Origin of the sequence: Tsuneonella aeria (assembly GCF_009827495.1) — a bacterium.
Classification (GTDB): domain Bacteria; phylum Pseudomonadota; class Alphaproteobacteria; order Sphingomonadales; family Sphingomonadaceae; genus Tsuneonella; species Tsuneonella aeria.
Window position 1 is genome coordinate 48,816 of the sequence record NZ_WTZA01000001.1, and the last position, 12,425, is coordinate 61,240.

The 12,425-nt window shown below is 66.8% G+C and carries 12 protein-coding genes; 7 read left to right on the forward strand and 5 right to left on the reverse strand.

The features are described from left to right. Nucleotides 1-42: 42 nt before the first annotated feature. The 5 genes from GRI40_RS00255 to GRI40_RS00275 all read right to left on the reverse strand — a co-directional run bounded on the left by GRI40_RS00255 (nucleotide 43) and on the right by GRI40_RS00275 (nucleotide 2,945). A complete protein-coding gene (locus GRI40_RS00255; RefSeq protein WP_160609494.1) occupies nucleotides 43-483 on the reverse strand; it encodes a Ros/MucR family transcriptional regulator in 441 nt (146 codons plus the stop codon). 107 nt (nucleotides 484-590) lie between these two features. Next, on the reverse strand, nucleotides 591-1,076 hold the full coding sequence (locus tag GRI40_RS00260) for a GNAT family N-acetyltransferase (protein ID WP_160609495.1): 486 nt from the start codon (nucleotides 1,074-1,076) through the stop codon (nucleotides 591-593). Continuing rightward, nucleotides 1,073-1,696, reverse strand: coding sequence for a tRNA (adenosine(37)-N6)-threonylcarbamoyltransferase complex dimerization subunit type 1 TsaB (gene tsaB, locus GRI40_RS00265; protein ID WP_337190451.1), 624 nt, complete (start codon nucleotides 1,694-1,696; stop codon nucleotides 1,073-1,075). Before tsaB ends, GRI40_RS00260 begins: the two co-directional genes overlap by 4 nt. Before the next feature lie 65 nt (nucleotides 1,697-1,761). Beyond that, on the reverse strand, nucleotides 1,762-2,370 hold the full coding sequence (locus tag GRI40_RS00270) for a malonic semialdehyde reductase (protein ID WP_237488963.1): 609 nt from the start codon (nucleotides 2,368-2,370) through the stop codon (nucleotides 1,762-1,764). Beyond that, entirely contained in the window at nucleotides 2,367-2,945 is a 579-nt protein-coding gene (locus GRI40_RS00275; RefSeq protein ID WP_160609496.1) for a NifU family protein, read from the reverse strand. Before GRI40_RS00275 ends, GRI40_RS00270 begins: the two co-directional genes overlap by 4 nt. Before the next feature lie 113 nt (nucleotides 2,946-3,058). On the opposite strand from GRI40_RS00275, the gene GRI40_RS00280 reads away from it, so the two are divergent. The 7 genes from GRI40_RS00280 to trxB all read left to right on the forward strand — a co-directional run bounded on the left by GRI40_RS00280 (nucleotide 3,059) and on the right by trxB (nucleotide 12,411). After that, on the forward strand, nucleotides 3,059-6,019 hold the full coding sequence (locus tag GRI40_RS00280) for a M16 family metallopeptidase (protein WP_160609497.1): 2,961 nt from the start codon (nucleotides 3,059-3,061) through the stop codon (nucleotides 6,017-6,019). A gap of 110 nt (nucleotides 6,020-6,129) precedes the next feature. Further along, nucleotides 6,130-7,503 (forward strand): class II 3-deoxy-7-phosphoheptulonate synthase, encoded by a 1,374-nt coding sequence (locus GRI40_RS00285; RefSeq protein WP_160609498.1) that lies wholly within the window; start codon nucleotides 6,130-6,132, stop codon nucleotides 7,501-7,503. 144 nt (nucleotides 7,504-7,647) lie between these two features. Next, nucleotides 7,648-8,841: an ergothioneine biosynthesis protein EgtB gene (egtB, locus tag GRI40_RS00290; RefSeq protein ID WP_337190539.1), complete on the forward strand. Its 1,194-nt coding sequence runs from the start codon at nucleotides 7,648-7,650 to the stop codon at nucleotides 8,839-8,841. After that, nucleotides 8,841-9,827: an L-histidine N(alpha)-methyltransferase gene (egtD, locus tag GRI40_RS00295; protein WP_160609500.1), complete on the forward strand. Its 987-nt coding sequence runs from the start codon at nucleotides 8,841-8,843 to the stop codon at nucleotides 9,825-9,827. Before egtB ends, egtD begins: the two co-directional genes overlap by 1 nt. Before the next feature lie 42 nt (nucleotides 9,828-9,869). Next, nucleotides 9,870-10,541 carry a retropepsin-like aspartic protease family protein gene (locus tag GRI40_RS00300; protein WP_160609501.1) on the forward strand — a complete coding sequence of 224 codons (672 nt, stop codon included), beginning with the start codon at nucleotides 9,870-9,872 and terminating at the stop codon, nucleotides 10,539-10,541. Between the two features lie 36 nt (nucleotides 10,542-10,577). Next, on the forward strand, nucleotides 10,578-11,354 hold the full coding sequence (locus GRI40_RS00305; RefSeq protein WP_160609502.1) for a tyrosine-protein phosphatase: 777 nt from the start codon (nucleotides 10,578-10,580) through the stop codon (nucleotides 11,352-11,354). A gap of 76 nt (nucleotides 11,355-11,430) precedes the next feature. Then, nucleotides 11,431-12,411, forward strand: coding sequence for a thioredoxin-disulfide reductase (gene trxB / locus GRI40_RS00310; protein ID WP_160609503.1), 981 nt, complete (start codon nucleotides 11,431-11,433; stop codon nucleotides 12,409-12,411). Nucleotides 12,412-12,425: the final 14 nt, after the last annotated feature.

The window sequence follows — 12,425 nt, forward strand, 5'->3', positions numbered from 1 at the left end:
GTCTCCCCGAAGCCTACCGCCCCGGGGCACCATTCTCAAGGGTCAGGCCGTTTTCTTGCGGCGTCCGCGCGTCTGGCCCGGCTTGCGACCGAGGCCGATCTTGTGCGCCAGGTCGCGCCGTGTCTCCGCGTATTCGGGCGCAACCATCGGATAGTCCGCGCCAAGGCCCCAGCGCTGGCGGTATTCGTCAGGCGTCATGCCGTGTTCGGTCATCAGGTGACGCTTCAGCATCTTCATCTTCTTGCCGTCTTCAAGGCAAACGAGATGATCCCTCTTCACCGAACTGCGCACGGAGACGGCGGGTTCAGGCCGAGTTTCGGCGACCTCGGTCGGCTGCCCTAGATTTGACAGCGCGCTGTAAACTGCGCCGATCAGGGTCGGCACGTCTTCTATCGACAGCGTATTGTTGCTGACGTGCGCTGCCACGATGTCGGATGTCAACGTGATCAACGTCTCCGACATATCGTTTTCGATTGTGTCCATGAAATGCCTCGCAGAATCGATACTTGGGCGAATGGCCCATTAATTCACTTCCTGTCCTGGAACAGTAATCCTGACGCAGGGCGAATTCAAGCCGGAGCGCTTGCACTTCACCGCGAAATGCCGGTGGCCGCTGGAAGTGCCTGTTTCAGATCGCAAGCAAATGTAATTGCATCGATAGTTTCGCCGCCCGGGGTGTGATAATAGGCCGGGCGCCGCCCGATTGGTTCAAAACCGGACAGGCGATAGAATCGTTCGGCTGGATTGTTGGCCCTCATTTCCAGGAACACGCGCGATGCCTCGCGGCCCCGGGCATCCGCAAGCACCCGGCCAAGCAGGCGCCGTCCCAGGCCGGCACCACGGTGGGCGGGGGCAACGGCGACGAGCAACAATTCTTCCTCATCCGCCATGGCGCGCACCAGCGTGAACCCGGCGGCGCGGCCCGTCGCCGGCTCTCCATCGGGGCCGATCAGCCGGTAATGCGTGTGGGGAAAGGCGAGCGAATCGCTGACCTGGCGGTGGGTCCACGCTTCGCCCCAGCGGGGGTCGAACGCCGCGTCCATGACCTCCATGATCCGGTCGATATCGTCCATCATGCCGGGATTTTTGCGTCGGGCTTGCGGCCATAGACCGCCCGGGGGGTGTCAAAGAGAATTCTCTTTTCGAGCAATTGGGCGCGAGAAGCGTCTGGTAACATGTCGACTGCATCGAATGGCGAGCGCGACAGCCCTTTCAGCGCCGTTGCCTGCGACCCGGCGACCGGGCGGTCCGCCGGCAACGACGCGGCTTGATCGGGAGCGAGAGACAATGGGGGTGCGGACGGCTGACCCGAAAGGTCGAATTCCTGGACGAACCATTCCCCATGCCCGCCACTCATGCAAACCCGGACGGCGCCCCACTGGTTGTCCTCCCGGGCCATCGCGGCGACCAGCGCGAGGGCGGGGTATCCCACCACTTGCGCCTGCCACGCGATGCCGAGCGCGCGGGCGGTGGCGAGGCCGATGCGCACGCCGGTGAAGCTGCCGGGGCCGACCGAGACACGTATTTGCGCCGCCTTGCCACGATCGGGCAGTGCGGCGATCATCGGAACCAGCATTTCGGCATGACCGCGGCCCAGCACCCGGTGGTCGGAGGCGATGACCGCGCCGCCTTCGAACAGGGCGACGGAACATGCCTCGGTGGCGCAGTCGATCGCCAGCGTGCGCATATCAGTCATCGTGTTCCATCTCGTGGCCGATGCCATGCCCGCGCAGTGGCTGGCAAGCCGCGGCCGTCAGACGTTCAGACGATCGCGTTGAAGGTTTCGAAGTCGGGGCGGGGGCTGCGTTCGAAGATCGTCGAGGGATCGCCGTATCCGACGGAGCAGATGAAGTTGGACCGCACCCGCGGCTGATCGGCAAAGAACGCCGCGTCCACCGCGGCATTGTCGAACCCCGACATCGGCCCCGTGTCGAGACCGAGCGCACGGGCCGCCAGGATGAAATACCCACCCTGGAGCGACGAATTGCGCATCGCGGCGACCTTGCGGCCTTCCTCGTCCCCTTCGAACCAGCTTCGGGCGTCGGTATGGGGGAAGAGCCAGGGAAGCTGTTCGTGAAAGTCGATGTCGTAGCCGATGATCGCGGTCACCGGCGCCTGGCGTATCTTGTCACCGTTCGTGCCCGAGGACAGGCTGGCGAGTCGTTCCTTCGCCTGCTCGGACTTCACCCACACGATGCGGGCCGGCAGCATGTTGGCCGATGTCGGGCCCATCCTGACAAGGTCCCAGATCGCGCGCAGCTGATCGTCGCTGACCGGCCGGTCGAGCCATCCGTTGTAGCTGCGCGCCTTGCGGAAAATCTGGTCGAGCGAAGCGTCGGGGAGCGCCATGTTGTCCTGCCGGCCGGTCATGCAGCGCGCACCTCGGTGATTTCGGGAATGTAGTGCTTCAGCAGCCCTTCGATGCCATGCTTCAGCGTGGCGGTGGAGCTCGGGCAGCCGGCGCATGCGCCCTGCATCTGCAAGTGCACGATCCCGTCCCGATATCCGCGATAGACGATGTCGCCGCCGTCATTGGCCACCGCCGGGCGGATGCGGGTTTCGAGCAGTTCGTTGATCTGGTCGACGATGTCCGCGTCTTCCGGATCGCTTTCGACGACAAGTTCGCTTTCGGGCGGGACAGCGATGCCGCTGGCCCCGCCGCCCGCGAACAGCGGAGCGCCCGAGATGAAGTGATCGAGAAGGACCGAGACGACCTGCGGTTTCAGCATCGTCCAGTCCGCCCCGGGCCCCGCCGTCACCGAGATGAAATCACCCCCGAAGAACACGCCGGTCACTTCCCCCGTGTCGAACAGGGCCTGCGCCAAGGGGCTTGCCTCCGCAGCTTCGGGGTCGGCGAATTCGCGCGTTCCGGCGGGCATCACCTGGCGTCCCGGCAGGAACTTCATGCTCGCCGGGTTGGGCGTCGTTTCGGTTTCGATGAACATGCCGGCGATGTAGGATGTCGGCGCTGGGGTCGCAAGCGCACCGCGGGCCCCTACCGGTAATTCATTGCCGCCATTCACTATCCCTTCACGCGACGCGCGCTTATAGCCGGGTGATGATCCTTTCCCGGCGTGCCCTGCGGCATCTTGCACCCCTGCTTCCCCTGGCCATGCTGGCATCGCCCCTGCCGGCCCAGGTGCGCCCCCAGGCACCGGCCGCCGCGCCGCTTCCAGCGCCTGCGCCGAAGTATCTGCAAACCGGCAACACGACACCGTGGATCTACCGCGGGAGCGACGTGCCGCGCGATACCGAATGGCTGTTCGGAGAAATGCCCAACGGGCTGCGTTATGCGGTGCGCAGGAACGGTGTGCCGCCCGATCAGGTTTCGATCCGCGTCCGCATCGATGCCGGATCGATTCACGAAAACGACAACGAACAGGGTTTCGCGCACCTGCTCGAACACATGACGTTCCGGGAAAGCAAGCACCTGGCGGACGGCGCGGCCATCGCTACGTTCCAGCGGCTCGGCGCGACATTCGGCAGCGACACGAATGCCGAAACCTCCCCCACGCACACGGTGTACAAGCTGGACGTGCCGGAAGCGGACCCGGCCAAACTGGACGAAGTTTTCAAGCTGCTTTCCGGCATGATCCGCGAACCGGCGCTTTCGGCCAAGGGCCTGGCGGGAGACCTGCCCATCGTCTTGGCGGAAAAGCGCGAACGCGCCGCAGCCGCGCAGCGCGTGGCGGAAGAAAGCCGCCGCACGCTGTTCGCCGGGCAGCGCCTCGCCAACCGGCTTCCCATCGGCACCGATGCCGCGCTTCGTGCGGCCACGCCGGCCAGCGTGCGCGCCTTCCACCAGCGGTGGTACCGGCCGGAAAACGCGGTGATCGTGGTCGCCGGTGATGCCGATCCGCGTGCACTGGCTGTTCTGGTCGAAAATTATTTCGCCGACTGGAAAGGCATCGGCAAGCACACGCCTGCCCCCGATTTCGGCGATCCCAAGGCGCCCCCCGGAGCGGACAAGGCAAACCCCGTGGGGGAAACGGCCGTCCTGGTGGAACCGGACCTGCCCCGCAGCCTGACCTACGCCGTGATGCGGCCATGGCGCCCGGTGAACGATACGATTGTCTATAACGAAGGGTTGCTGCTCGACACCCTGGCACAGTCGATCATCAACCGCCGGCTGGAAGCGCGCGCGCGGGCGGGCGGGTCCTATCTCTACGCCCAGGTCAACCAGGAGGACGTAAGCCGCACGGCGGATGCCACATTCGTCACGTTTGCGCCGCTGACGGAAGACTGGCGTTCGGCGCTCGACGATGTTCGCGCCGTCATCGCCGACGCGCTCGCCAGCCCGCCCAGCCAGGAGGAGATCGACCGAGAGCTGGCGGAATTCGACGTCGCCTTCGCAAGCTCCGTCGAACAGCGGGCGGTGCTTGCCGGTTCGAAGCTCGCGGACGATGTCGTCCAGGCGGTCGATATTCGCGAAACGGTCGCCGCCCCTGAAACGGTCCTGACCGTGTTCCGCGGCATGAAGGACAAGTTCACGCCTGCGAACGTCCAGGCGCACACCCGGTCGCTGTTCACGGGTGATGTGATCCGTTCGGTCTATGTCACGCCCGACGCGAAGGAGGCGGATGCCGCATCGCTGCGCGCCGCGCTGCTCGCCCCGGTGGAGCCGGACGGCAGCTCTCGATTGTCGGCGAGCACGCTGTCGTTCGCCGACCTGCCCGCCATCGGCATGTCCAGCGTGCCGAGCGTGGTGGCGCCCATCGGGGTGCTCGACATCGGACGCGTGCAGTTTCCCAACGGCACCAACGCGCTGCTGTGGTCCAACGACGCGGAGCCGGGCCGGGTGACGGTCAAGGTCCGCTTCGGGTCGGGCTGGCGCGCGTTCCGGCCTGAAGACGCGGTCTATGCCAAGCTGGGCGAAAGCGCCCTGGTCGGATCGGGCCTGGGCGAACTCGGCCAGGAGGAACTGGACCGGATCACCACCGGGCGGCGCATGGGCTTCGATTTCAAGATCGAGGAAGGGGTGTTCACCTTCACCGGCCAGACGCGTTCGGCCGACCTTGCCGACCAGCTTTACCTGTTCGCCGCAAAGCTGGGCATGCCGCGCTGGGACGAGAACCCGGTCCTGCGCGCCAAGGCGGCATCGCGCCTCGCCTACGAAAGTTTCGCGACGAGCCCGGCGGGCGTGCTTGAGCGCGACTTGCGTTACGAGAAGTATTCGCGCGACCCGCGCTTCGCCACGCCTGACCGCGCCGCGCTGGAAGCGGCGACCCCTGCGGGTTTCCGCGCGGTGTGGGAACCCCTGTTGAAGCAGGGCCCGATCGAAGTGCTCATCTTCGGTGATTTCGACCGGCAGCAAGCGATCGACGCGCTCGGCCGCACGTTCGGCGCCTTGCCGGCCCGCGTCCCCATTCCCGCTGATGCCGCCAATCGCCGCGTGACGGTGGCCAGCGGGGGCGAACCGCGCGTGCTGTTCCACCGGGGCGACGCCAACCAGGCCGCCGCCGTGGTGACCTGGGCCACGGGTGGGGGCGCTGCCGCCCTGCCGGAATCGCGCCAGCTCCAGATCCTGAGCGAACTGTTCAACAATCGCCTGCTGGAGGAAATGCGCGAACGGACGGGGGCGAGTTATGCCCCGCAAGTGGGCAACGAATGGCCCGTCGATGTGCCCACGGGCGGCGCGATATCGGCGATGGCGATGATGCGCCCCGCCGACGTGCCGGCGTTCTTCGCCGCGGCGGACGAGATCGCGCGCGATCTTGTCGCCAGCCCGCCTTCCGTGGACGAGCTTGCGCGGGTGACCGAGCCCCTGAAGCAGTCGATCAGCCGGGCATCCACCGGCAACGCGTTCTGGCTCTGGCAGCTCGAAGGGGCCACTACCGACCCGCAGCGCATCCGCCACCTGCGCACCTTGCTGGCCGATTACAGCGAGACGACGCCCCAGGCGATGCAGGCCCTGGCGGCGAAATACCTTGCCGGAAATGCGCCGATGCGGCTCGCGGTCATTCCGCAGGGCCAGGCTCTGGCGCAGCGATCCGCGGCCGGGTCTGCGGCTTCCCGCTAACGCCGGCTTGGCCGCCGCCAAGATTATCCCCCTTGGCCGGGCCGGCGCTTTGCGCTTCGGATGACACGGGCGTAGATTGCGCCCGGCAAGCAACGGACGAGCGTTTCAAAGTGGCGAACAACTGGAATCCCGCAAGCTGGCAGTCGCACGAGGCGCGGCACCTGCCGGTCTATGGCGACAGTGCCGCCCTGGCGGAGGCGGAAGCGACCCTGTCGAACTACCCCCCGCTCGTCTTCGCGGGGGAGGCACGCGCGCTGAAGGCCGATCTGGCCGAAGTGGCAAGCGGGCGCGGGTTCCTGTTGCAGGGCGGCGACTGCGCCGAAAGTTTCGCCGAGTTTCACCCCAACACCATCCGCGACACGTTCCGCGTGCTGTTGCAGATGGCGGTCGTGCTCACGTTCGCCAGCAAGCAGCCTGTGGTGAAGGTGGGGCGCATGGCGGGCCAGTTCGCCAAGCCGCGCAGTTCCCCCACCGAAACGCAGGGCGCGGTCACGCTGCCCAGCTACCTTGGCGACAACGTCAACGGCATCGAGTTCGACGCCGCCACCCGCGCCAACGATCCGCAGCGCATGGTGCGCGCCTATTCGCAGGCGGCCGCCACGCTCAACCTGTTGCGCGCTTTCGCCGGCGGCGGATATGCCAACTTGCGCCAGGTGCACCGCTGGACGCTTGACTTCATGGGCCGCAGCCCGTGGGCCGACAAGTTCCGCGACATCGCCGACCGGATCGGGGAATCGCTCGATTTCATGCAGGCCTGCGGCATCGATGCCGAAACCATGCCGCAGCTCCAGCGGACCAGCTTCTACACCAGCCACGAAGCCCTGCTGCTGCCGTACGAACAGGCGCTGACCCGGCAGGATTCGCTGACGGGCGAATGGTACGATTGTTCGGCGCACATGGTCTGGATCGGCGATCGCACCCGTTTCCCCGGCAGCGCGCACGTGGAATTCTGCCGCGGCATCGGCAACCCCATTGGCATCAAGTGCGGGCCGAGCCTGGCGCCGGACGACCTCAGCCGCCTGCTCGACACGCTGAACCCGGCGCGCGAGCCCGGCCGGATCACGCTCATCAGCCGCTTCGGCGACGACAAGGTGGAAGCCGGCCTGCCGCCGCTGGTCCGCGCCGTCGCGCGCGAAGGCCACCCCGTCGTGTGGAGCTGCGATCCCATGCACGGCAACGTCATCAAGGCGGAAAGCGGGTTCAAGACCCGGCCCTTCGACCGCATCCTGCGCGAAGTGAAGGGCTTCTTCGCCGTGCACCGTGCCGAAGGCAGCCACGCCGGCGGCATCCATATCGAGATGACCGGGCAGGACGTGACCGAATGTGTCGGCGGCGCCGTGGCCATTCGGGACGAGGCGCTGGGCGACCGTTACCACACGCACTGCGATCCGCGGCTCAACGCCGCCCAGTCGCTGGAGCTTGCCTTCCTGCTCGCCGAGATGCTGAACCTGGAAAAGAACGAGCGGACGGCGGACGCCGCCTGACGGGGAACGCCCGCGGCGATGGAACCGAACGGGCAAGCAAACTTTCCACATTAGTGGACCCCTGCCGCCGGGGCAGGGGCTACTCGAACGGGAGGGGTTGCCGTGTCCGGCGCCAGTGGACTTGCCGTCACGCCGTCGCCGGCCATCGCCGCCGAGTATCAGCGCACGCGCGCGCTGACGGAAGCCCTCGCGGCGCCGCTTTCCGATGCCGACGCGACGATCCAGTCGATGGACGATGCAAGCCCGGCAAAGTGGCATCTGGCGCATACGACCTGGTTTTGGGAGACGTTCCTCCTGCGCGATCACCTGCCGGGTTATCGGCTGTACCGCGAGGACTGGCCCTATCTTTTCAATTCCTATTACGAGGCGGAAGGCGCCCGCCTGGCGCGTGGACGACGCGGGATGCTGTCGCGCCCTTCGGTTGGCGAAATCCTGGCGTGGCGCGCGGTGGTGGACGAGGCGATCTCGCCCTTGCTCGCACGCGGCGACCTCGCGCCGCTGATCACGCTCGGCTGCGCGCACGAACAGCAGCACCAGGAACTGCTGCTCACCGATATCAAGCACGCGCTGTTCCAGAACCCGGCAGGCCCACCGATGTGGGACTTGCAGACGCCCGCCGCGACGCGTCCGGGCGCGGTCGCCTGGCATAGGCACCCGGGCGGCATTGCGCTGATCGGGGCGGAGGATGGCGCCGGGTTCGCGTTCGACAACGAAGGCCCGCGCCACCGTGTCCTCCTCGAACCGTTCGCCCTTGCCGACCGCCTGGTGACGAATGGCGAATGGCAGGACTTCATCGACGACGGCGGATACCGAACCGCTGCGCTGTGGCTTTCGGACGGCTGGGCCTGGGTCAATGCCGAAGGCGTGAGCGCGCCGCTTTACTGGCGGGACGAAAAGCATTTCACCCACTCCGGCTGGCGGGACCGCGATCCACACGCGCCGGTCACGCATATATCGAGCTTCGAAGCCGACGCTTTCGCCACCTGGGCCGGCGCCCGGCTGCCGACAGAGTTCGAATGGGAAGCGATTGCGCAAGGGCACGACGCCCTGGCCGGCAATCAGCTCGATGCCGCGGCGCCGCCATTGCCGAAGGGTGGGACGGACCTGTTCGGCGATTGCTGGCAATTCACGCGGTCCGCTTATCTTCCCTATCCCCGCTTCCGCGCGGCGCCGGGTGCGGTGGGCGAATACAACGGCAAGTTCATGAGCGGGCAGGTGGTCCTGCGTGGGGGTAGCTGCGCGACCCCGCGGGGCCATGTCAGGGCAAGCTATCGCAATTTCTTCTACCCGCACCAGCGCTGGCAATTCACCGGCCTCCGCCTGGCGAAGGACATCTGATGGTCGCAAGGGAAGGGATCACCCTCGTCAACCTCGACGCCGAAGGTGTCGACGTGCAGTTCCGCCGTGATGTGCTGCGCGGGCTGGGCGAGGCGCAGAAAGCCGTTCCGGCCCGCTGGCTCTACGACGATCGCGGTTCGGAGCTGTTCGAGGACATCACCGGCCTGCCCGAATATTATCCCACGCGGGCCGAAACCGAAATCCTGCGCGGGCGGCAGGCGGAGTTCCGCGATCTCATCGGTGCCGGCCGTGCCGTGGTGGAGTTCGGCTCCGGCAGCTCGACGAAGACGCCGCTCCTGCTCGAAAGCATAGCGCCGGCGGCCTATGTCCCGCTGGACATTTCCGGGGACTTCCTGCGGGCTGCGGCGGACGACCTTGCCGCGCGGTTTCCCGGCCTGCCGGTCTATCCGGTGGAAGCGGATTTCATGCGGGCGGTCGAGCTGCCCGAAGCTGTGACTGACCTGCCCAAGCTCGGCTTCTTTCCCGGCTCCACCATCGGCAACATGATCGCTCCGACCGCGGTGGACCTGCTGCGATCCATGCGCTCCACCTTGGGGGAGGGGAGCCAGCTGCTGATCGGGATGGACATGATCAAGGACGTCGCCACGATGACGGCCGCCTACGATGATTCCGCCGGCGTCACGGCCGCGTTCAACCGCAACCTGGCGGAACGCATCAACCGCGAACTGGACGGCACGATTCCCGTGGACGCCCTGCGTCACGTCGCCTGCTGGAATGACGACCACGCGCGCATCGAAATGCACCTGGAGGCGACGCGGCCGATAGAGTTTACGGTATCCGGCCAGGCGTTCACGATGCGCGCGGGCGAAACGATCCACACCGAAAACAGCCACAAGTTTTCCCGCCGCAGCGCGCACCTGCTGCTGTTCGCGGGTGGCTGGAGCACGCGCCACTGGTGGCACGATTCCGAGGGCCGGTTCTCGCTCGTCCTCGCCGACGCAACCCGCCCCCGCAGCGCGCCCTAGCCGGTCATGGCGGCGCAAGCTGGAATGGTTTAAGGTAGCCCGATGGACTTGCAGTCGATCTGGCAAACCGCAACCGACATTATCCGGGACGTGCCGCGATCCGGACTGCTGATCGCGACGGTCGCGGCTGTCCTTGGCAGCGTTATCGGCAGCGCGATTGCCCGGCGGCATGGCATCGGCCGCTTCATCGCCACCACCAGCACGATCGCACTGGCGGCGATCCTCGTGGTGGTCATGTTGCAGGTTTCACGCTTCGACCCGCGCCTCGATATCGCCGTTCCCGAACTGGGCCTGCCGCGCCAGACGGTCGAAGGGGGCGAGACGCGCGTGCCCTTGGCCGCGGACGGCCACTTCTGGATCGACGCCACCGTGAACGGTCACCGCGCGGCGTTTCTTGTCGATACCGGCGCCACGTTGACCGCGGTGTCGGCGCCCCTTGCGGCGGAGGCGGGCCTCGAACCCCGGCAGGGCGGGGTGCCGGTGCGAATCTCGACCGCGAACGGCACGGTTTCGGCGGAGCTCACGACGATCGACACGCTCGCCTTCGGCAACATCTCGGCGACCGGGCTCGACGCGGTGATCGCGCCGAATATCGGGCGCACCAACGTGATCGGGATGAACCTGCTCTCCCGCCTCGGCGGCTGGCGGGTGGAAGACAACACGCTGGTCCTCTCTCCGCGCCCGTCCGGTGCGGGCGAGGGCGGCGCGCGATAACTTGCCGCGGCCACCCGCCGCTGGCAGGGCCGCGCGATGATCGAAACAGGCCCACCTACCTTCGAAGGCATCCACAATTTCCGCGATTACGGCGGCTATCGTGCCGAAGGCGGCCATGTGCGGCGCGGGCTATTGTACCGATCGGGCCAACACGTCGCGGCAACCGACGCGGATCTTGCGGGCCTGGCCCGTCTTGGAATTCGGACGGTCATCGACCTGCGCGGTATCAGGGAGCGGGAAATCAACCCCTGCCGCCGGCACGAAGGGTGGGCGGGCGAGGTTATCGCACACGCCGGGGAAACAAGCTCCAGCCCGCCGCACATGGATATCGGGCCGGATGTCACCACGGCGCGCTATGCCAGGGACCGGATGCTGGCCGTCTATACCCGGATGCCGCAAAATCCCGCGATGCAGGCGATGTTCGGGCGCTATCTCAACGCGCTGGCGGATCGCCCGGGCGCCAGCCTGGTGCATTGCTTCGCAGGCAAGGACCGCACCGGCGTCGCCGCCATGCTGCTGCTCCACATCCTGGGTGTGTCGCGTGAGGACCAGTTTGCCGAATTCCTGCTGACGAACAAGGCGCCGACGCTGGGCGTGCTGCGCGCGCAGTCCGTTCCCGGGATCGAGGCGCGGCTGGGCCGGACGCTTGACGAGGATGCGATCCGCGCACTGCTGGAAGTGCACGAAGACTACCTGGCGCGCTTCCTGGAGACTGCCGAATCGCTGGAAGGTTCGATCGATGGATGGCTCGACCGGTCCGTCGGCGTGACCGACGACCTGCGGGATCGGCTGCGCAGGCAACTGGTCGACTGACGGGGATAGCCTCGGCCCGGCGACTCGATTTATGCGCCCCGCGGCCCTATCTCGCGCGCCAGACGGAGAAACACGCATGGCCACTCACACCACCCGCATGCTCATCATCGGTTCCGGCCCCGCCGGCCTCAGCGCCGCGATCTATGGCGCGCGGGCGATGATGAAGCCGATCGTGGTGCAGGGATTGCAGCCCGGCGGGCAGCTTACCATCACCACCGATGTCGAGAACTATCCCGGCTTCAAGGACGTGATCCAGGGCCCGTGGCTGATGCAGGAGATGCAGGCCCAGGCCGAGCACGTCGGCACGCGGATGATGTGGGACACGATCGTCGAGGTCGACCTTTCGGGCCCTCCGTTCCGCGCCATCGGCGACAGCGGGGATGTGTACGAAGGCGACACGCTGGTGATCGCGACCGGTGCGCAGGCCAAGTGGCTCGGCGTCCCCGGTGAAATGGAGCTTGGCGGCAAGGGCGTTTCGGCCTGCGCGACGTGCGACGGGTTCTTCTACCGCGGCAAGAAAGTGGCGGTGATCGGCGGCGGCAACACCGCGGTGGAGGAGGCGCTCTACCTCACCAACCATTCCGATGACGTGACCCTGATCCATCGCCGCGACAGCTTGCGGGCGGAACGAATCCTGCAGGACCGGCTGTTCGCGCATCCGAAGATCACTGTTCTCTGGAACAAGGCGGTCGAACGCTTCGCCGGCGATCCGCTGGCGGGCGGGCTGACCCATCTGGAACTGCGCGACACCGTGACGGGTGAAGCGAGCGACCTCAACTGCGACGGGGCTTTCGTCGCCATCGGCCATGCCCCAGCGACCGAGCTGTTCAAGGGCAAGCTGCCGACTGACGACGGCGGCTACCTGATCGTGGAGCCCGGCACGCCCAAGACGGCGATTCCCGGCGTGTTCGCCTGCGGCGACGTGATGGACCACACCTATCGCCAGGCGGTAACCGCGGCCGGCACCGGGTGCATGGCCGCGCTCGATGCCGAACGGTTCGTCTCGGGCCTGTCGATCGCCCTCGATGGCCACGCGGAGGCGGTTGCGGCGGAGTAGCGCCGACCCCTCTC